The organism is Streptomyces sp. NPDC059010 (assembly GCF_042740355.1).
Classification (GTDB): Bacteria; Actinomycetota; Actinomycetes; order Streptomycetales; family Streptomycetaceae; genus Streptomyces.
The window spans coordinates 151,202-169,468 of the sequence record NZ_JBHYJA010000001.1 but is presented as its reverse complement, the minus strand read 5'-3'; the positions used below and the strand labels follow the sequence as shown (position 1 = coordinate 169,468).

At 70.3% G+C, this 18,267-nt stretch carries 16 protein-coding genes and 1 pseudogene; 6 read left to right on the top strand and 11 right to left on the bottom strand.

Annotated features, from left to right (window positions below):
* Positions 1-5: 5 nt before the first annotated feature.
* The 8 genes and pseudogenes from ACFWYS_RS00820 to ACFWYS_RS00785 form a co-directional block, all read right to left on the bottom strand.
* Positions 6-2,000 (bottom strand): NADH-quinone oxidoreductase subunit L, encoded by a 1,995-nt coding sequence (locus ACFWYS_RS00820; RefSeq protein WP_384761784.1) that lies wholly within the window; start codon positions 1,998-2,000, stop codon positions 6-8.
* Entirely contained in the window at positions 1,997-2,386 is a 390-nt protein-coding gene (gene nuoK, locus ACFWYS_RS00815; RefSeq protein WP_217205729.1) for an NADH-quinone oxidoreductase subunit NuoK, read from the bottom strand. Before nuoK ends, ACFWYS_RS00820 begins: the two co-directional genes overlap by 4 nt.
* On the bottom strand, positions 2,386-3,060 hold the full coding sequence (locus tag ACFWYS_RS00810) for an NADH-quinone oxidoreductase subunit J (RefSeq protein WP_384761782.1): 675 nt from the start codon (positions 3,058-3,060) through the stop codon (positions 2,386-2,388). Before ACFWYS_RS00810 ends, nuoK begins: the two co-directional genes overlap by 1 nt.
* Positions 3,057-3,608 carry a NuoI/complex I 23 kDa subunit family protein gene (locus tag ACFWYS_RS00805; RefSeq protein WP_384761780.1) on the bottom strand — a complete coding sequence of 184 codons (552 nt, stop codon included), beginning with the start codon at positions 3,606-3,608 and terminating at the stop codon, positions 3,057-3,059. Before ACFWYS_RS00805 ends, ACFWYS_RS00810 begins: the two co-directional genes overlap by 4 nt.
* A 2-nt stretch (positions 3,609-3,610) precedes the next feature.
* A complete protein-coding gene (locus tag ACFWYS_RS00800) occupies positions 3,611-4,579 on the bottom strand; it encodes an NADH-quinone oxidoreductase subunit H (RefSeq protein ID WP_384761778.1) in 969 nt (322 codons plus the stop codon).
* Positions 4,576-6,534, bottom strand: a complete 1,959-nt coding sequence (locus tag ACFWYS_RS00795) for an NADH-quinone oxidoreductase subunit C (protein WP_384761777.1) — start codon at positions 6,532-6,534, stop codon at positions 4,576-4,578. The genes ACFWYS_RS00800 and ACFWYS_RS00795 overlap by 4 nt, the downstream gene beginning before the upstream one ends.
* Before the next feature lie 164 nt (positions 6,535-6,698).
* Positions 6,699-7,337, bottom strand: a pseudogene (locus ACFWYS_RS00790) (NADH-quinone oxidoreductase subunit B); the annotation flags it as partial.
* Positions 7,328-7,750, bottom strand: a complete 423-nt coding sequence (locus ACFWYS_RS00785) for an NADH-quinone oxidoreductase subunit A (RefSeq protein WP_272114240.1) — start codon at positions 7,748-7,750, stop codon at positions 7,328-7,330. The pseudogene ACFWYS_RS00790 and the gene ACFWYS_RS00785, both read right to left, overlap by 10 nt.
* 312 nt (positions 7,751-8,062) lie before the next feature.
* On the opposite strand from ACFWYS_RS00785, the gene ACFWYS_RS00780 reads away from it, so the two are divergent.
* From ACFWYS_RS00780 to ACFWYS_RS00755, 6 genes are all read left to right on the top strand, one after another.
* Positions 8,063-9,298 carry a sensor histidine kinase gene (locus tag ACFWYS_RS00780; protein WP_384761775.1) on the top strand — a complete coding sequence of 412 codons (1,236 nt, stop codon included), beginning with the start codon at positions 8,063-8,065 and terminating at the stop codon, positions 9,296-9,298.
* A gap of 123 nt (positions 9,299-9,421) precedes the next feature.
* Positions 9,422-10,786 (top strand): sensor histidine kinase, encoded by a 1,365-nt coding sequence (locus tag ACFWYS_RS00775; RefSeq protein WP_384761773.1) that lies wholly within the window; start codon positions 9,422-9,424, stop codon positions 10,784-10,786.
* A 312-nt stretch (positions 10,787-11,098) separates the two neighbouring features.
* A complete protein-coding gene (locus ACFWYS_RS00770; RefSeq protein WP_384761772.1) occupies positions 11,099-12,619 on the top strand; it encodes a hypothetical protein in 1,521 nt (506 codons plus the stop codon).
* A 103-nt stretch (positions 12,620-12,722) separates the two neighbouring features.
* Complete coding sequence (locus ACFWYS_RS00765) at positions 12,723-13,382, top strand: LuxR C-terminal-related transcriptional regulator (RefSeq protein ID WP_384762216.1); 660 nt, start codon at positions 12,723-12,725, stop codon at positions 13,380-13,382.
* A gap of 272 nt (positions 13,383-13,654) precedes the next feature.
* Positions 13,655-15,583: a 2-oxoacid:acceptor oxidoreductase subunit alpha gene (locus ACFWYS_RS00760; protein ID WP_384761770.1), complete on the top strand. Its 1,929-nt coding sequence runs from the start codon at positions 13,655-13,657 to the stop codon at positions 15,581-15,583.
* Positions 15,576-16,655: a 2-oxoacid:ferredoxin oxidoreductase subunit beta gene (locus tag ACFWYS_RS00755; protein WP_384761769.1), complete on the top strand. Its 1,080-nt coding sequence runs from the start codon at positions 15,576-15,578 to the stop codon at positions 16,653-16,655. The genes ACFWYS_RS00760 and ACFWYS_RS00755 overlap by 8 nt, the downstream gene beginning before the upstream one ends.
* Before the next feature lie 81 nt (positions 16,656-16,736).
* Here ACFWYS_RS00755 and ACFWYS_RS00750 read toward each other — a convergent pair whose 3' ends face one another.
* The 3 genes from ACFWYS_RS00750 to ACFWYS_RS00740 all read right to left on the bottom strand — a co-directional run bounded on the left by ACFWYS_RS00750 (position 16,737) and on the right by ACFWYS_RS00740 (position 18,263).
* Entirely contained in the window at positions 16,737-17,231 is a 495-nt protein-coding gene (locus ACFWYS_RS00750) for a DUF6082 family protein (RefSeq protein WP_384761767.1), read from the bottom strand.
* A 173-nt stretch (positions 17,232-17,404) separates the two neighbouring features.
* Positions 17,405-17,635 (bottom strand): hypothetical protein, encoded by a 231-nt coding sequence (locus ACFWYS_RS00745; RefSeq protein ID WP_384762215.1) that lies wholly within the window; start codon positions 17,633-17,635, stop codon positions 17,405-17,407.
* A gap of 217 nt (positions 17,636-17,852) precedes the next feature.
* Positions 17,853-18,263, bottom strand: a complete 411-nt coding sequence (locus tag ACFWYS_RS00740) for a winged helix-turn-helix transcriptional regulator (protein ID WP_384761765.1) — start codon at positions 18,261-18,263, stop codon at positions 17,853-17,855.
* Between the last annotated feature and the right edge of the window lie 4 nt (positions 18,264-18,267).

The window sequence follows — 18,267 nt, the reverse complement described above, 5'->3', positions numbered from 1 at the left end:
CCTGCTCACGCTCCCGTGGCGACGAGGACGGCGGCGACCGCGAGGACGACGGTGCCGGCGAGCAGCGCGCTCACATAGGTCTGCACATTGCCGGTCTGGGCGCGCCGTACGGCGATGCCGAGCCAGCGGGGTAGAGCGCCCGCGCCGCGTACGTAGGTGTCGACGACTTCGCGGTCGAGGAACCTGACGAGACTTGCGCCGCCCTGCACCGGGCGGACGAACAACGTCCGGTACACGGCGTCGAGGTGAAAGCCGACGGCCGCGTGCCGGTGCAGCGGGCCGAGCAGCAATCGGCCGGGGTCCGACGGGTCGGCTGCGTAGGCCACTCCCCCGTAGGCGGGCGCGTGGCTGGCGATGGCCTCGGCCTCGACCTGGGCGGCGTCGCCCTCGGGGTGGGCCGCGACCGCGCCCAGCGGGACACGGGCGGCGAGCGCGGTGGTGTGGCGCCAGGCGGCGTAGGTGACGATGCCTCCGACGAGGGCCACGCCGGTGCCGAGTACGGATGTGGTGAGGGTCGGGGTGAGGTCGCGGCCGTCGAACCAGTCGGGGAGCACGGGGTAGGCGAGCGCGCCGACGGCGAGGGACGGCACGGCGAGCACCCACAGCACCACGGTCATCGTCAGCGGCTGCCTGCCATGGTCGGGGGCCTCGGCGCCCCGGCCGCGGAAGGCCAGCAGCCACAGGCGCATCGCGTAGGCGGCGGTGAGCAGGGCCGTGAGCAGGCCGGAGACGAGGACGAGCCAGCCCGTGGCGGCGGGGGCGTGCTCGGTGTGGCCGGTGACGACGTGTTCGGCGGCGCCGAGGACGGACTCCTTGGAGAAGAAGCCGCTGAACGGCGGGATCGCGGCGAGCGCGAGAAGCGCCACGGTCATCGTCCAGTAGGCGTCGGGGACCCGGTTGCGCAGGTGGCCCATGCGGGACATGGCGGCCAGCGAGTTGGTGCCGGCGGCATGGATGATCACGCCGGCCGCGAGGAACAGCAGCGCCTTGAAGGCGCCGTGCGACAGGAGGTGGAAGACGGCGGCACCACGGTCGGCGACGGCCAGGGCGCCGGTCATGTAACCGAGCTGGCCGATCGTCGAGTAGGCGAGCACGCGCTTGATGTCGTCCTGGGCGAGCGCGGCGAGACCGGAGCCGACCATCGTGACGGCGGCCATCACGGCGAGGACGATCATCGCGGCCTGCGAGGCCTCGAACACCGGAAGGAGACGGGCGACGAAGTAGACACCGGCGGCGACCATCGTCGCGGCGTGGATCAGCGCGGAGACGGGCGTCGGACCGGCCATCGCGTCGGGGAGCCAGGTGTGCAGCGGGAACTGCGCCGACTTGCCGGCCACGCCCGCGAGGAGCAGCAGGGCGATCAGCGTCGGGTGGTCGAGCCCGCCGCTCGCGACGGTGCCGAGGACCTTCGTGATGCGGAACGACCCGGCGTCGGTGGCCAGCGCGAACAGGCCGATGAGGAAGGGGACGTCACCGAGCTTGGTCACCAGGAAGGCCTTGATGGAGGCGGCGCGGGCCTCCGGGGTCTCCCAGTAGTGGCCGACCAGGAAGTACGAGCAGATGCCCATGATCTCCCAGCCGACCAGCAGCACCATCAGGTCACCGGAGTAGACGACGAGCAGCATGGCGGAGGTGAACAGGGAGACGAGCGCGGCGTAGGAGGGGTAGCGCGGGTCGTCGCGGAGGTAGCCCGTCGAGTAGATCTGCACGCAGGTCGCGACGACGCCGACGAGTACGGCGACGAGGGCGGCGAAGCCGTCGATGTACAGGGCGAGGTCGATCGGGACCGAGCCGGTGGGCGTGAGTTCGGTGGCGGCGTTGATCGCCTGGTCACCGCCCTGTCGCACGGCGACCACCGCGGCGAGCACGAGGGACACGAGCGTCGGCAGAACGGCGAGCGGGCGGACGAAGCCGGGTGCCGTGCGGCCCAGGAGCAGGCCGGCCGCGGCGCCCAGGAACGGCAGGAGGGGGACGAGTACGGCGAGGGTGGTCGTGGTCACGCGGTGGCCTCAGCCTTCTCGGCCTGCCCGGCCGTGAGGGCGTCGTGGTCGGGGCCGTCGGTTTCGTGACCCTCGGCGGTGTCGCGGAGCTTGTCGATGTCCGAGGTGCCGCGGTTGCGGTGGACGGCGAGGACGATCGCCAGGCCGATGCCGATCTCGGCGGCGGCGATGGTGATGGTGAACAGGGTCAGGGCCTGGCCGGAGTGCAGGGTCTCCTCTGCGGCCCTGCTGAGCCAGACGTCGAAGGCGACCAGGTTGAGGTTGACGGCGTTGAGCATCAGCTCGACCGACATCAGGACCAGGATCGCGTTGCGGCGGGCGAGTACGCCGTACAGGCCGGTGCAGAAGAGAAGAGCGGAGAGTACGGCGGGATAGGCGAGGTGCATCAGCGGGCGCCTTCCTGCTCGGCCGGCTTGGTTCCCTCGACCGACCCATTTCGCCCGATCGGGTGATTGCGGGAATCGGGGACGGATGGGGAACTCCCGGTCATGGCCCGGGAGTTCACTGGGGGAGAGCTCGACTCCTCCTTCGCCTTTCGGGACAGGACGATCGCGCCGACCAGGGCGGCGAGGAGGAGGACGGACAGGCCCTCGAAGGGGAGGACCCAGTTCTGGAACAGACTCTCGCCGGTGGCCCGGGTGGAGCCGGCGGCGGGGCCGTCGAGGTCGATCCAGGTCGTGCGGAAGGCGTCGACGACCACCCAGATCAGGGCGGCCGCGGCGGCGACGGCCACCGCGAGGGCGGCCCAGCGGTTGCCGGAGTCGGCGTCCGGGGAGCGGCCGATGGGGGCCTTGGTGAGCATCAGACCGAACAGAAGGAGGACGACGACGGAGCCTACGTAGATGAGGACCTGCACCCAGGCGATGAACTCCGCGGTGAGCAGGAGGTACTCGACGGCGAGGCCGCCGAGTGTGACCACCAGCCACAGGGCGGCGTGCACCAGCTGCCGGGTGGTGACGGTGACCAGCGCGGCGCCGAAGGTGACCAGGCCGACGAGGAGGAAGGCGATCTCGACGCCGGTCGGGGAGAGGAAGCCGTGGCTGTCGGCGGCGAGGCTCACGACTCTCCCTCCTGCGGTTCGGCCTGCGCGGCGGCCAGTTTCTCGGCGGTCTTGCGGGCGGCTGCGATCTCCTTGGGCTCCTCCGCGCCGGGGTCCAGGGCGGGCGGGGCCGGGACCGTCCACATCCACTCGCGGAGCTTGTCGCGCTCGTGGGTGAGCTCGCGGATGTCGGTCTCGGCGTACTCGAACTCCGGGGACCAGAACAGGGCGTCGAAAGGACAGACCTCGATGCAGATACCGCAGTACATGCACAGGGAGAAGTCGATGGCGAAGCGGTCTAGGACGTTGCGGCTGCGTTCGCGGCCGCCAGGGGTCGCCGCCGGGACCGTCTCCTTGTGGGAGTCGATGTAGATGCACCAGTCCGGGCACTCGCGGGCACACAGCATGCAGACCGTGCAGTTCTCCTCGAACAGGCCGATCACACCGCGGGTGCGGGGCGGGAGGTCGGGCTGGGCGTCCGGGTACTGCGCGGTGACGGACCTCTTCGTCATCGTGCGGAGGGTGACGGCCAGGCCCTTGGCCAGGCCACTTCCGGGGATGGGGGCCATGGTTACTGGATCACCACCTTGACGACGCCGGTGAGGGCGATCTGGGCGAGGGAAAGGGGGACGAGGAGGGTCCAGGAGAGCTTCTGGAGCTGGTCCTCGCGCAGGCGGGGATAGGTGACGCGGAGCCAGATCACGATGAAGGCGAGAACGGCCGCCTTCAGCAGGGTCCAGACCCAGCCGAGTCCGTCGGCGCCCCAGGGACCGTGCCAGCCGCCCAGGAAGAGGACGGTGGTCAGGCCGCACAGGACGACGATTCCGGCGTATTCGGCGAGGAGGAAGAGCGCGAAGCGGAGACCGGTGTACTCGGTGTAGGCGCCGAAGATGATCTCCGAGTCGGCGACGGGCATGTCGAAGGGCGGGCGCTGGAGTTCGGCCAGGCCGGCCACGAAGAAGACGATCGCGCCGACGATCTGCCAGGGCAGCCACCACCACTCGAACGCGTCGAGGATGCCGGGAAGGGAGACGGTGCCGGCCGCCATCGCGACGGAGGCGGCGGTCAGCAGCATCGGGAGTTCGTAGGCGAGGAGCTGGGCGGCGGTGCGCAGGCCGCCGAGGAGGGAGAACTTGTTGGCGGAGGCCCAGCCGGCCATGAGTGCGCCGAGGACGCCGACGCCCATGACGGCGAGCACGAAGAAGACGCCCGCGTCGATGACCTCGCCGACCGCGCCCTCGCTCGGGCCGATGGGGATGGCGAGGAGGACGAGCAGATACGGGAGGAGGGCGACGGCGGGGGCGAGCTGGAAGATACGGCGGTCCGCGCCGGCCGGGACGATGTCTTCCTTCTGCGCGAACTTCACGCCGTCGGCGACGAGCTGGGCCCAGCCGTGGAAGCCGCCGGCGTACATCGGGCCGAGGCGGCCCTGCATATGGGCCATCACCTTGTGCTCGGTCTGGCCGATGATCAGGGGGAACGTGAGGAAAACGACGAACACGATCAGGAGTCGCAGGGTGACGTCGAGCGCGTCGTTCACTGCGGGCCTCCTGCGGGGTCGGTGCGGTCGTCGGTGCGGTCGTCGGTGGGTTCTGCGGGATCTTCGGCTTCGGGGGTGCCCGCGGGGTCGGACGGGCCGGGCTCGGGGGTGGGTACGCCCCCGGGGCCTTGCTGGGATTCGGCGACCTCGTCGCCGGATACGGGAGGCTCGTCGGGAGTGACGACCGGCGCGCCCTTCGGCGCCTGTCCGGCGGTGGCAGTGCCTGCCTCGTCGGGGCCGGGCTCGTCGGGGCCTGCCTCACCGGGACCGGGCTCGTCGGGACCGGGCTCGTCGGGACCTGCCGCGTCGGTGTCGGGCTCGGGCTGCTCGGCGGCCGAGTCGGGCTGAGGCTCGGTTGCTTGGCGCGGCTCGCTGTCGGGGCGAGGTGCGGCCTCCGGCTCGGGCTGGGGCTCCGGGGCATCAGGCTCCGCGGAGGTCTTCGGTGCTGGCTCGCCCTCGTGCTGCGGAGCCGGCTCGGCTCGTCGCCCGGGCTCCGGTTCCGGCTCGTCGAAGGCCGGGCGAGCGTGGTGCCACGGGGCGTCGGGGCTGCGCGGGGCCTTGGGGGTCGTTGGAGTGACCGAGGCGGCGGAAGACACGGCGGCTTCGCCGGTCACTTCGGCCGATGCCCCATCAGCCGACGCCTCACCGGAAGCGGCCGCATCGGACGCGGTGGTGTCGGACGCGGCCGTGTCGGAAGCGGCCATGTCGGAAGAGGCCGCATCGGACGCAGCCCGCTGGCTCGCCGAGCCCTCGCCTGCGCTCCTCGCCCGGCGAGGCCCGGCCGCCGTACCGGCCGATGTATCGGCCCCGGTCCTGGTCGGCGACGCGCCGGTTCCCGGCTCGGACGCACCTGTCTCCGCCGAGGTCTCGGCTCCTCCAGCGGCGCTTTGGCTGGCCGAACCCTCCGCGGCCGTACGAGCACGGCGTGGCGCAGCACCAGCCGCCGGTGCTCCGCCTCCCGAGGCGTCCGCCTCCGCAGAAGCCCCACCTGCCGAGGCCCCCGCATGGCTCACCGAACCCTCGGCAGCCGTGCGGGCCCGACGCGGAGCGGCGCCCTCCGGTGCCCCGGCTGCAGACGCCGCCTGGCTGGCCGAACCCTCCGCAGCGGTACGCGCCCGACGCGGCCCAGCACCCGCCGGTGCTCCAGGCCCCGTAGTCCCAGACGCCTCCCCGCCCGCTTGGCTCGCCTGATCTGCCCGATCTGCCTGAACCGCCTGACTCGCCGAACCTTCCGCCGCCGTACGCGCCCGCCGCACAGGCCGCTCCCCGGCAGCCCGCGCCGGACGCTCCCCCGCAGCCCGAGCCGGACGCTCCCCCGCAGCCCGAGCCGGGCGCTCGCCGGCTGCGCGCCCCGCGCCTCTGGCCGGGCGGGCCGGGGCAGGGGGGAGTTGGCCCTTCAGGGGGCCCCATTCGTTGGGGTCGGGGACGCCGGGAGGGAGCATCTGGCGGCGTTTCGGGCCGCCGTGTTCGGACTCGCCGGGCTCCTTGGCGCCGGGCCAGGCCTTGGCGACGCGGGCTGCCAGGACGAAGTCCTTGCGGAGGGGGTGGCCCTCGAAGTTGTCCGGGAGGAGCAGGTGGTTCAGGGCGGGGTGGTCCGGGAACAGCACGCCGAACATCTCGTGTGTCTCCCGCTCGTGCCAGGCCGCGCCCGCGTAGACGCCGACCGCCGAGGGCAGCGTCGGTGCCTCGTGCGGGACCGTCGTGCGGACCAGCAGGCGTCGTACCGGAGACAGGGCGACGACGTGGGCGGCGACGCGGAAGCCGGTGCCCGGTTCGTCGACCGCGCTCAGCCAGTCGAAGTAGGTGCAGCCCAGTTCGTCGCGGGCCGTCTGCAGTGCCGCGATCCAGGAGGTCGGGGGTACGTCGACCGTCAGGACCTCGTACGACTCCTCGGCCGTGGCCTCCGGGCCGAAGAGGTCCTCGACGGGGGTGGGCAGCCAGCCGGTGGTCGTCATCGGTCGGCCTCCCCCGCACCGTTACCGCCGCCCGCACCGTTACCGCCGCCGGCGCCGACAGCACCACCAGCGCCGCCAGCGGCACCGCCATCCGCGGCCGATGCTTTCACCGCGCCGCCTCCACCGGCACCACCGGCAACCGTTCCATCCGCACCACCGGCACCACCGGCATCCGTTCCCCCCGCACCCGCACCATCACTCCCCAGCGCCACCCCCGGCCCCCGAACCAAGCCACTCTGCAGTGCGGCCGCCGACGGGCGGCCCGCGCCGCTTCCGTACCGCTCCCCCAGCGACTCGCGCGCGATCTTCTCCTGGAGCTTCAGGATTCCCTGGAGCAGGGCCTCGGGGCGGGGCGGGCAGCCCGGGACGTAGACGTCCACCGGGATGATCTGGTCGACGCCCTTGGTGACGGAGTAGGAGTCCCAGTACGGGCCGCCGCAGTTCGAGCAGGCACCGAAGGAGATGACGTACTTCGGCTCGGGCATCTGTTCGTACAGGCGCTTCACGGCCGGGGCCATCTTGTCCGTGACCGTGCCGGACACCACCATCAGGTCCGCCTGGCGCGGGCCGGGGGCGAACGGGATCACGCCGAGGCGGATGAAGTCGTGCCGGGCCATCGACGCGGCGATGAACTCGATCGCGCAGCAGGCGAGGCCGAAGTTGAAGACCCAGAGGGAGTAGCGGCGGCCCCAGTTGAGGATCACCTTCATCGGCTCGGGCGCGAGGCGGGACAGCGCGCCCAGCCGCTTCGGCTCCGGCAGCAGAACGGGCTCCGGCGAATTCACTTCCGGCGTCACGTCCATGCCAGAACGCCCTTCTTGTATGCGTAGAGCAGGCCCACGGCCAGGAAGCCGAGGAAGATGAACATCTCGACGAGCGTCGTCGCGCCGTAGCCGGGGTCGGCGAAGACCGTCGCCCAGGGGAACAGGAAGATCGAGTCGATGGCGAAGATCACGTACAGGAAGGCGTAGACGTAGTAGCGGACCTGGGTGTGGGCCCAGCCCTCGCCGACCGGGTCGACGCCGCACTCGTATGTCAGGAGCTTCTCGGGCGTGGGGACCACCGGGCGCAGCAGGCGGCCCGCGCCGAAGGCGACGGCGACGAACAGCACGCCGATGACGGCCAGCAGTCCGACGACCGAGTAGGACTGGAAGTAGTCCGCCGAGACGACGACGTAATGCGCATCCGCCGCGACGACGACGGTCTGTTCCGACACGTCCGCCCCTCGCTCCCTGACCTTGTGACCGGTGCCCCAGGAACCGGCCCTGTGACCAGTGTCCTCCGACTTGTGACCTCGTGAACGCCGATGAACGCGGATGAACACCGGTGTTCGACGATCTGTACGCACGGGAGTCTAGGCCCTGCTAGAGACACCGTAAGCAGCCCGTCACGCCTTGAGATCCCGTCGATATACGACGGCTCGGGAAGAGCGCGGCAGCCTGCCGGGCCCGGGGGTGGGGATTTCCCCCGTAGACGGCGGCGGTCCGCCTCATGGCGCGGCGGCGCGGCGCGCGGCACGCTAGCCCATATGACCGAACGCCCCAGCCCTTCACGGGACACCAGGGACACCAGGAACACCAGGAACTCCTCCTGGCGCTCCGACGGCGAGCAGCCACCTCTGCCGCCGGCCCGTTTCGCCTACGACCGGCACACCTGGAAGGAGATCGCGCATCTCCTGGCGAACCTTCCGGCGTCGCTGCTCGGCTTCGTCTACGTCGTGACGGTGCTGTCCACCGGTGCCTTTCTGACGCTGACCGTGATCGGGTTCCCGCTGCTCGCGGCAGGGCTGGTGGGCGCGCGGCAGCTGGGCAAGCTGGAGCGGGCACGCGCGCGTGCGTTGCTCGGGGTGCGGGTGGACGAGCCGAGTCCGCTGCCGTTGCGCGGCGGACGCAACGGTTTCTTCCCGCAGCTGTGGCTGGCGCTGAAGGACCCGGTCGGCTGGCGCACGATCCTGTACGACTTCATTCGCCTGCCCTGGGGCATCCTCACCTTCGTCATCACGCTGACCTCGCTGTTCGTGCTGTGGCCGGTGCTGCCGTTCATCGCGCGGGGCCTCGCGAACGCGGACCGCGCGATGGTGCGCGGCCTGCTGTCGCCCTCCGACGAGCTGGAGCGCCGTATCGCCGAACTGGAGTCGGACCGGGGGGTCGTCGTGGATACGGCGGCGGCCGACCTGCGGCGTATCGAGCGCGACCTGCACGACGGCGCGCAGGCCCGCCTGGTCAACCTGGCCATGGGGCTGGGCCTGGCCAAGGAGAAGCTTCTGGAGGACCCCGACTCGGCGGCGGCCATGGTCGACGAGGCCCACGGCGAGGTGAAGCTCGCGCTCCAGGAGCTGCGCGATCTCGCGCGCGGCATCCATCCGGCCGTTCTCACCGACCGCGGCCTGGACGCCGCCCTGTCGGCGGTCGCCTCGCGCTGCACGGTGCCGGTGAAAGTGACCGTCGACCTGCTGTCCAGACCGGTCCAGGCCATCGAGGGCATCGCCTACTTCACCGTCTCCGAGCTGCTGCAGAACATCAGCAAGCACAGCGGCGCGAAGACGGCGTCGGTGGATGTGTGGCGGGCGAACGACCGGCTGCTCATCCAGGTGTGGGACAACGGCCGCGGCGGCGCACGTCTCGACGGCGGCACGGGCATGCGCGGGCTCGCCGACCGGCTGGACGCGGTGGACGGCCTGTTCGTCATCGAGTCACCGCAGGGCGGCCCCACCACGGTGACGGCCGAACTGCCCTGGCGGGACCGCGCCGCCGGGGAGGGGTAGGGAAAACCCCCCGTTCAAGACGCCGACGGCCTCCATGTCGGACGCAGCCGCTCTCGGCGAGGGTGGAGGTACGACGGCACAGCCCCGACGGGGCTGACGGGACGAGGAGAACGGACGACGCCGATGGCCACGGAGTACGGACAGGGCTACGGGCACGGGCTCGATTTCCCCGAGCGCGGCCTTCCCGAGCAGGGCGGTGAGCGCCGGCACCGGCTGCCGGCCGGGCTGCGGGCGCCGTTCGAGGCACGCAGCTGGCGCGAGTTCGGATATGTGCTGCTGAGCTTCCCGATCAGCCTCGTGCTGTTCGTGTACGCCATCACGATGGTGTCGCTGGGCGCCGGCCTGCTGGTGACGTTCCTCGGCATCCCGGTGCTGGCGGCGGGCCTGGCCGGCTGCCGCGGCTTCGGGGCGCTGGAGCGGACACGCGCGCGTGCGTTGCTGAAGCTGGACGTCGCCGATCCGGAACCGCTGCGGATGCGCCGGAGCGGCTTCATGGCGTGGATGGGCGCCGTACTGAAGAGCGGCACGTCGTGGCGGGCCCTGCTGTACGCGGTACTGCACTTCCCGTGGGCGGTGTTCTCCTTCGTCGTCGCCCTGAACCTCTGGGCGTACGGCTGGGCGCTGCTGACGTATCCGCTGTGGTTCTGGGTCTTCCCGGCGTGGGTCGGTCAGGACGGTATTCAGCTGTACGGCGACGAGACCCACCACATCTACCTGGACAACCCCTTCGAGATCACGGTCACCGCGCTGGTGGGCCTGCTGTTCACGCTGGCCACGCCCTGGATCGTGCGGGCGCTGACGACGGTCGACCGGCTGCTGGTGCACGGCCTGCTCGGCCCGTCCCGGCTGGCCACGCGCGTGGTGGAGCTGGAGTCGGACCGCGGTGTCGTGGTCGATACGGCCGCTGCCGACCTGCGCCGCATCGAGCGCGACCTGCACGACGGTGCCCAGGCCCGCCTGGTCAACCTCGCCATGGGGCTGGGCCTGGCCAAGGAGAAGCTCGCGGAGGACCCGCACGCCGCGGCCCGGATGGTCGACGAGGCGCACGGCGAGGTGAAGACGGCGCTGCAGGAGCTGCGCGATCTCGCGCGCGGCATCCATCCGGCCGTCCTCACCGACCGCGGCCTGGACGCCGCCCTGTCGGCGGTCGCCTCGCGCTGCACGGTGCCGGTGGAGGTGCAGGTGGATCTGGAGGACCGTCCGGTGCCGGCGATCGAGGGGATCGCCTACTTCACGGTGTCGGAACTGCTCCAGAACATCAGCAAGCACTCGCGGGCCACCTGGGCGGCCGTCGATGTGTGGCGGGTCGAGAACCGGCTGATGCTGCAGGTCGTGGACAACGGGATCGGCGGCGCGGACGTCTCCGGCGGCTCCGGGCTGGCAGGACTCGCGGAGCGGCTGGACGCGGTGGACGGGATCCTGGTGGTGGACTCGCCGGTCGGGGGGCCCACACGGGTCACAGCGGAGCTGCCCTGGCGGGCCGTGTAGTTCGGGCCGTGTAGTTCGGGCCGTGTGATTCGGACTGTGTAAGTTCGGGCTGTGTACTTCGGACTGTGTAGTTCGAGCTGTGTACTTCGAGCTGTGCAGTTCTGGTCGCCTGATCGGGCGCGGGGTGGCACGCTGATCTGCGGTTTGCAGGCGGATCAGGGGGACGGTGCGTTGACCGGGCGCGGGGTTCTGGGACGGATACGGGGGCGGACGTACGGGCAGCGGGCCGAGGCGCCCCTGCCCGTTCCGCAGGTCGGTGACGGGGGCGCGGCGTCGTCGGGGGCCGCGTCGGGGCGGCCGTTCGATCACCGGGTGCGAGTGCTCGTGGAGATACGGGACGACCCGGACGAGATCAGGCTGGCGGAGGAGCAGTTCGAGGGCCTCGGCTGGCCGGTCCGGGAGCCGAGGTCCGGTGAGGGACCGGCAGCCGGGCAGACACCGTCCTATGTGGCCCGGGTGGTGGAGGTACGGCTGCTGGGGGCGCGGCGAGGGGCGGCCGCGCAGGCCGCCTGGGAGCTGGAGCGACTGGCCGGGCAGAGCGGGCTGGATGTGATCGTGCGGGAGGCCGCGCTGATGCGCCGGCCGGAGACGCACAGCCGGGGCTGGGAAGTCGTACCGGTCCGGCGTCCCCTACGGGACAGGGTCCGGGTCGCGCTGAGGGACCGCCGAGCGAGCCGGGAGGGCCGAGACGGACGCGGGGGCCGAGACAGACGCCAGAGTCGAGCGAGTCGCGAGAACCGGCCGGAACGGTTCCTCTCCGTGCCTCAGGCCCCGCCACCCTCGCCACCCTCCCCACCGGGCGCCGGCGCACCGGCCCCGGCACGCAACACCGGCCCACAGTCCACGGCTCCGAGTAACGGCTCACAACCCACGACACCGGGCACCGCCCCGCGCCCCACCACGCCGCCCACCGGCCCACACCCCGCGACCCCGGACATCCACTCGCTCTCCACGGCACTCGACCCCCAGCCGCTCCGCGAGGGTGAGTACAGGCTGCGTCCCGTGGCCCCCCGGCCCTACAGACCCCCGTTCCTGCTGCTCGGCATCGGCGGCGCGGCGGGGGCGGGCCTCGGGGCCGTGATCGACCGTTTCGGTGCCGCACCGGAGAAGCCCGGATTGCCGCTGACGGTCTGCCTCGCCGTCGCTCTCACTGCGGCGTACTCGGTCGGCGGCTGGGGGCTGCGGCACGCCGTCCTGTACTCCGCCGCCGTACGCCTCGCTCTGCCCTGGACGATTCCGCTGGCCGTGCCCGTGCTGCTCGCCGGTGTGCCGCGCATCGGCGGCATCGTCCAGAGCAAGTACCTCTCGCACTTCGGTCTCCCCGACGACGACGTCACGACCGACTGGTGGGATCTGCTGGGCGCCGGGATCTTCCCCGCCCTGTGCGCACTGGCCGGGTTCCTCCTGATCACGGGCACGGCGGGCTTCATCCACCGCGCGTACGCGCGGTCCGGGACACGGTTCACGGACACCATGCGGGTGGGCATCGCCTTCGGTTGCCTGGCCGCGCTGCTGCTGAGCGTCGTCGCCGTGGGACGCGCCGACGCCCGGGCCGCCGCCGACCAGCGCGCCCTCGTCACCGGCCGCACCCCCGACGACTTCCACGGCCTCGAATCCCACTTCGTCTGCATCCGTCCCACCAGCAAAACGCCCCCGGTCTACGGCCCCCTCCCACCCGTCACCCGCCCCGTCGTGACCTTCGGCCCCCAGGGCGACCGCATCTCCCTCTGGGACCCGAAAACCGAACGCGCCCTGAGCATGCGCCTCGAAGACGCCTCCTTCGTTCCCGCTCGATTCGAACACGGGCGGGCAGGTTGTCCACAGGCCCGATAAGGAAGAGCCGATCGCGGGATACTGAGGTCGCGAGGGACGACAGGGCCGGGGGACGCTCGGCCGAACGCCAAGGCTCGGGGGGCCAAGGATCGTGGAGGACAGGGTGCGGGTGGTCATCGCCGAGGACTCGGTGCTGCTCAGGGAGGGACTGACCCGGCTGTTGACCGACCGTGGGCATGAGGTCGTGGCGGGGGTCGGGGACGGAGACGCCCTGATCAAGACCATCACGGAGCTGGACGGACAGGGCGAGCTGCCGGACGTGGTGGTCGCGGATGTACGGATGCCGCCCACGCACACGGACGAAGGGGTGCGGGCTGCCGTAGAGCTGCGCAAGACACACCCCGAACTCGGGGTACTCGTCCTCTCGCAGTACGTGGAGGAGCGGTACGCCACGGAACTGCTGGCCGGGTCCAGCCGCGGGGTCGGCTATCTGCTGAAGGACCGCGTGGCGGAGGTTCGGGAGTTCGTGGACGCGGTCGTGCGGGTGGCCCGAGGGGGGACCGCCCTCGACCCGGAGGTCGTCGCCCAGCTGCTGGGCCGCAGCCGTAAGCAGGACGTCCTCGCGGGGCTCACCCCGAGAGAGCGGGAGGTCCTGGGGCTGATGGCCGAGGGACGGACGAATTCCGCGATCGCCCGGCAGCTGGTGGTGAGCGACGGTGCCGTCGAGAAGCACGTCAGCAACATCTTCCTCAAGCTCGGGCTGTCCCAGAGCGACGGGGATCACCGGCGCGTGCTCGCGGTGCTCACCTATCTGAACTCCTGACGGCCTGACCTCGTGTCCGTCAAATGGGTGACCACTCTCGCGGCACCCACCGAACAGACGCGAACACGGCAACCGAACGAACAACAGGGAGCGTCTTCAAAAGCAGCGCCGGGGGGCGTGTAAATCATGAAAAGTCAGGGTGGCGAAGCGTCTCAAATCCATGTCCGTCATGCGAATGGCCCAGGGAGGGCGACCTTTGCGGACGTAGGGTTGATCCTGGGAAGGCTTGCGGGAAGGCCGTGCCCAGACAGCCTCAAGGGAGGTCCAGTTCAGTGACCAGCCAGGTCAGTAGCCCAGCGGAGCAGGCCGACGAAGCCGTCGTGGGAGAGCAGCGCAAACCGGCAGGGACGAAGGACGTCCGCCGGCTGGACCGGGTGATCATTCGTTTCGCGGGGGACTCGGGCGACGGTATGCAGCTCACCGGCGACCGCTTCACCTCGGAAACAGCGACGTTCGGCAACGACCTGTCGACGCTGCCGAACTTCCCGGCGGAGATCCGGGCCCCCGCCGGCACCCTGCCGGGCGTGTCCTCTTTCCAGCTGCACTTCGCCGACCACGACATCCTGACCCCGGGCGACGCCCCGAACGTGCTGGTCGCGATGAACCCGGCGGCGCTGAAGGCCAACATCGGCGACCTGCCGCGCGGCGCGGAGATCATCGTCAACACCGACGAGTTCACCAAACGGGCGATGCAGAAGGTGGGGTACGAGACCTCGCCCCTGGAGGACGGCTCGCTCGACGGGTACAGCCTCCACCCGGTGCCGCTGACCACGCTGACCGTCGAGGCGCTGAAGGAGTTCGACCTCACCCGCAAGGAGGCCGAGCGCAGCAAGAACATGTTCGCGCTGGGCCTGCTGAGCTGGATGTACCACCGGCCGACCGAGGGCACCGAGAAGTTCCTGAAGTCGAAGTTCGCCAAGAAACCCGACATCGCGGCCGCCAATATCGCCGCCTTCCACGCGGGCTGGAACTTCGGCGAGACCACCGAGGACTTCGCCGTCTCCTACGAGATCGCCCCGGCGACGACCGCCTTCCCGGTCGGCACCTACCGCAACATCTCCGGGAACCTCGCGCTGTCCTACGGACTGGTCGCCGCGTCTCGCCAGGCGGACCTGCCGTTGTTCCTGGGCTCGTACCCGATCACCCCGGCCTCGGACATCCTGCACGAGCTGAGCAAGCACAAGAACTTCGGCGTACGGACCTTCCAGGCCGAGGACGAGATCGCCGGGATCGGCGCGGCGCTGGGAGCGGCCTTCGGCGGCTCGCTCGCGGTGACGACGACGTCCGGTCCGGGCGTGGCCCTGAAGTCGGAGACCGTCGGGCTGGCCGTGTCGCTGGAGCTGCCGCTGCTGGTGATCGACATCCAGCGCGGCGGGCCCTCGACCGGCCTGCCGACCAAGACCGAGCAGGCGGACCTGCTGCAGGCGATGTTCGGCCGCAACGGCGAGGCCCCGGTGCCGATCGTCGCCCCGTGCACCCCGGCCGACTGCTTCGACGCCGCACTGGAGGCGGCGCGGATCGCGCTGACGTACCGCACTCCGGTGATGCTGCTGTCGGACGGCTATCTGGCCAATGGCTCCGAGCCCTGGCGGATCCCGGAGCTGGACGAGCTGCCGGATCTGACCGTGCAGTTCGCGCAGGGCCCGAACCACACCCTGGAGGACGGCAGCGAGGTCTTCTGGCCGTACAAGCGCGACCCGCAGACCCTCGCCCGGCCCTGGGCGATCCCGGGCACGCCCGGCCTGGAGCACCGCATCGGCGGCATCGAGAAGGAGGACGGCACGGGCAACATCTCGTACGCCCCGGCCAACCACGACTTCATGGTCCGCACCCGCCAGGCCAAGATCGACGGCATCGAGGTGCCGGATCTTGAGGTCGACGATCCGCACGAGGCGAAGACGCTGGTGCTGGGCTGGGGGTCGACGTACGGCCCGATCACGGCCGCGGTACGCCGTCTGCGCAACGCGGGCGAGTCGATCGCACAGGCACATCTACGCCATCTGAACCCGTTCCCGCGCAACCTGGGCGTGGTACTCGGGCGCTACGAGAAGGTGGTGATCCCCGAGATGAACCTCGGCCAGCTCGCCACCCTGGTCCGGGCGAAGTACCTGGTGGACGCCCACTCGTACAACCAGGTCAACGGCATGCCGTTCAAAGCGGAACAGCTTGCCAAGGCTCTCAAGGAGGCCATCGATGCCTGAGACGTCCGCGGAAGGCACGGGCACGATCGAAGCGCTCTCACTCGTCCCCAAGGCCGAGGCCCGCCAGTCCATGAAGGACTTCAAGTCCGATCAGGAAGTGCGCTGGTGCCCCGGCTGCGGTGACTACGCGATCCTTGCCGCGGTCCAGGGCTTCATGCCGGAGCTGGGCCTGGCCAAGGAGAACATCGTCTTCGTCTCCGGCATCGGCTGTTCGTCCCGCTTCCCGTACTACATGAACACCTACGGGATGCACTCCATCCACGGCCGCGCGCCCGCGATCGCGACGGGCCTGGCCACCTCGCGCCGGGACCTGTCGGTGTGGGTGGTCACGGGCGACGGCGACGCGCTGTCGATCGGCGGCAACCACCTGATCCACGCCCTGCGCCGCAATGTGAACCTGAAGATCCTGCTGTTCAACAACCGGATCTACGGCCTGACGAAGGGCCAGTACTCCCCGACCTCTGAGGTCGGCAAGATCACCAAGTCGACGCCGATGGGTTCGCTGGACGCGCCCTTCAACCCGGTGTCGCTCGCGATCGGCGCGGAGGCGTCCTTCGTGGCCCGCACGGTGGACTCCGACCGCAAGCACCTCACCCAGGTGCTGCGCGAGGCGGCCGCCCACCGGGGCACGGCGCTGATCGAGATCTACCAGAACTGCAACATCTTCAACGACGGCGCCTTCGACGCCCTCAAGGACAAGCAGCAGGCCGAGGAGGCGGTGATCCGCCTCGAACACGGGCAGCCGATCCGCTTCGGCACGGACGCCTCGCGCGGCGTGGTGCGCGACGCGCAGACCGGCGACCTGAAGGTCGTCACGGTGACCCCGGAGAACGAGTCGCAGATCCTGATCCACGACGCCCACTCCGCGTCCCCCACCACGGCCTTCGCCCTGTCCCGCCTGGCCGACCCGGACACCCTGCACCACACCCCGATCGGCGTGCTCCGCTCGGTGGACCGTCCGGTCTACGACACCCAGATGGCCGACCAGCTGGACTCGGCCATCGAGCAGAACGGCAAGGGCGATCTTGCTTCACTGCTGGCGGGCGGGGACACCTGGACGGTTGTGGGCTGACCAGCGGCTGACCATCTGCCGACCAGCGGCAAGGTGAGGGGCCTGGGTGCGCGGCACCCAGGCCCTCAGGCCGTCAGGCCGTCAGTCGGCCGGCGTCTTCGACTCGGGCCCTACGACCCACCACTCCTCCAGAGCGTCCAGTCGCTCGTCCATGACCGCGTCGACAGCCCGGCCCGTCCGCGCCTCCAGCGACTCCTCGGGCAGCAGTCGGCGGTGCTCGGCCGTCCGCTGCCAGTACTCCGCGAAGACAGAATTCCTGCTCAGTATCTTCAGGTCCCCGAGGAGTTCTCCTCGATCAATTACGCCGACGCGATAGGCGAGCAGAATCAGGCCGTACTGGCGATTGGCGAAAAGCATCTGACGTCGCCTGCTCTCGGATATACCACCCAAGGTACTCAAAGCCTCGGCAAGAAACGGATCATCGATCGACCGATCCAGTTGCTCCGCGAAAAGGCGCTGTATCTGGATGGCATTCGCCCGGTGCATCTCTTTCGCAATGCCGGCCAACCCCTCGGAGATGGTACTGAGCACACCGAGAAAATCTCCCATGAGCTCTTCCTGGTTCGACCTCTCCATTCCGTAACCCCCATGTCCGGTGACTGCCCACGGCGAACGAAAGCCTCCCCGCATCAGCGTGCCCGTCGGAATGCACAGGCGCAGAGGCGGAAGGGGGGCGCACAGATGGATGCTCTGCTCCGGCCGTCCGCCCCCCGCACGAGGCACGCAGGACGCCCCGGCTCCGGTATCTCCTACGCGTCAGGAATGTCCTTCTTGGCGTGGATCAGGGTGTCGCGACTGATCACGACGATGCGCTCATAGTCGGCTCTGGCCGCATCGGGAGGGAGGTGCGGCCCCAGGGCCGCCGTGGCCTCGGTACCGATGATGGCGAAGTTTCCATCGCTGAGTTCGAAAATGTCCGGGCAGGTTTCCCCCACGCGACTGCCCCGCTTTTTCGGGACCGTTCCGAGACGACGGAGGATGGCGCCATCGGAAAAGGAATCACTGGACACGAGCAGCCTCTCTTGAGGGTCGACCTTCGGACTGAAGGTCGACACACAAGGTCAATATGCGCAGAGCACAAGGTCAATATGCACGGGCTGCTGGTGAAATACTAACCCAGTGTAATCATGTCTGTATGTCGACACACTTTTGAATGGCCGCGCGGCGGTCACACCACCGAACTCCGCGACTCCGGCCCTACTCGGAACCGCCCTTGCGCGCGTCGTACACCTCCCGCGCCTTCTGCACCTCCCCCATCCGCTCACTGGTCCACAGCGCCAGAGCGCGCACCTGTTCCGCCGCCTCACGGCCCAGGTCGGTCAGGGAGTAGTCGACCCTTGGCGGGATGACCGGCTTGGCGTCGCGATGGACCAGGCCGTCGCGCTCCAGGGTCTGGAGGGTCTGGGTCAGCATCTTCTCGCTGACCCTGCCGATCGCCCGGCGCAGTTCGCTGAAGCGGTAGGGGCGCTCCAGCAGCTCGATCAGGACGAGGACGCCCCAGCGGCTGGTCACATGCTCCAGGACCAGGCGGTAGGGGCACATCTGCTCATCGAGGCCGTACTTGTTCGCCGCAGGAGCGTTAGGGTCCGTCACACCACTTACTGCCATGCCA

What these genes read in the sequence shown, in the direction of transcription:
- nuoK (WP_217205729.1), bottom strand. Translation starts at nt 2,386, where the DNA reads ATGCACCTCGCCTATCCCGCCGTACTCTCCGCTCTTCTCTTCTGCACC.
- ACFWYS_RS00805 (WP_384761780.1), bottom strand. Translation starts at nt 3,608, where the DNA reads ATGGCCCCCATCCCCGGAAGTGGCCTGGCCAAGGGCCTGGCCGTCACC.
- ACFWYS_RS00795 (WP_384761777.1), bottom strand. Translation starts at nt 6,534, where the DNA reads ATGACGACCACCGGCTGGCTGCCCACCCCCGTCGAGGACCTCTTCGGC.
- ACFWYS_RS00780 (WP_384761775.1), top strand. Translation starts at nt 8,063, where the DNA reads ATGACCGAACGCCCCAGCCCTTCACGGGACACCAGGGACACCAGGAAC.
- ACFWYS_RS00775 (WP_384761773.1), top strand. Translation starts at nt 9,422, where the DNA reads ATGGCCACGGAGTACGGACAGGGCTACGGGCACGGGCTCGATTTCCCC.
- ACFWYS_RS00755 (WP_384761769.1), top strand. Translation starts at nt 15,576, where the DNA reads ATGCCTGAGACGTCCGCGGAAGGCACGGGCACGATCGAAGCGCTCTCA.
- ACFWYS_RS00750 (WP_384761767.1), bottom strand. Translation starts at nt 17,231, where the DNA reads ATGGAGAGGTCGAACCAGGAAGAGCTCATGGGAGATTTTCTCGGTGTG.
- ACFWYS_RS00740 (WP_384761765.1), bottom strand. Translation starts at nt 18,263, where the DNA reads ATGGCAGTAAGTGGTGTGACGGACCCTAACGCTCCTGCGGCGAACAAG.